This is a genomic window from Oleiphilus sp. HI0125, from assembly GCF_001635355.1.
In genome coordinates this window covers 1-891 of the sequence record NZ_LWGF01001418.1, presented here as the reverse complement: position 1 = coordinate 891, position 891 = coordinate 1, and the positions used below count along the sequence as shown (strand labels likewise).

The following is an 891-nucleotide window of genomic DNA, read 5'->3' as shown; positions in this document are numbered from 1 at the left end:
CCGCCACTAATCATAGGAGGAATCGCAACATCGCGAGCGCCTTGCGCATTCACTACAAAGTTTTGTAGGAAGATAGACATACCAATTGCAGAGATTAAAGGAATTAATCGATTCGCTCCGCGCAGAGGTCTATATGCTGTTCTCTCAATCGCCCAGCCGAAAGAACTCGATACAATAATGGCTATTGTGAGTGCAGCGAGGATAATAATAGGAACATATTCGATGCCTAACATCGTTAGTCCTGCTATCACGACAAAGCTGACATAAGTGCCGATCATGTACACTTCACCATGCGCGAAGTTGATCATGCCAATAATGCCGTAAACCATGGTGTAACCGATTGCGATTAACGCATAGGTACTACCAATCGTCAGTCCATTGAGTATTTGTTGTATGAAATATAAGAATGCTTCTAGCATCTATCCCTACCTTGTTACCAAAAAAAACACCCACTCTCAGCAGAGAGCAGGTGTTCTAATTACTCTAACTACTTGTGTTTACTTGGCTTCAGTTTTTGAGCCATCTTGGTGCCAGTTGTAAACAACAAAGTCGAACTGCTTAAGATCGCCTTTCTCGTCAAACTGGATATCACCTGTTGGCGTGCTGAAATTCATTTCACGCATTGCTTTCTGCATTGCGTCAGTGTCAGTACCGCCAGTTTTGACCATTGCATCTGCAAGTACTTGAACCGCTGAGTAAGCTGTCAATACGAACGCACCGCTTGCGTCCTGACCCACGTCAACAAAAGACTTAACCAAGTCTGCGTTTGCTGGGTTTTTGTCGAAGCTTGGTGGAAGTGTTACGAGCAAACCTTCAGACGCAGGACCTGCAATTGCATTGATATCATTGTTACCAACACCTTCTGGACCCATAAATTGTGCTTTGAAGCCT

Annotated in this window: 1 protein-coding gene and 1 pseudogene; both read right to left on the bottom strand. The window is 44.2% G+C overall.

Annotated features, from left to right (window positions below; genetic code table 11):
* Positions 1–419, bottom strand: a pseudogene (locus A3762_RS24080) (branched-chain amino acid ABC transporter permease LivH); the annotation flags it as partial.
* A gap of 78 nt (positions 420–497) precedes the next feature.
* Positions 498–891, bottom strand: a 394-nt coding sequence (locus A3762_RS24075) for an ABC transporter substrate-binding protein (protein WP_156493718.1), incomplete at its 5' end; no start/stop codon positions are given.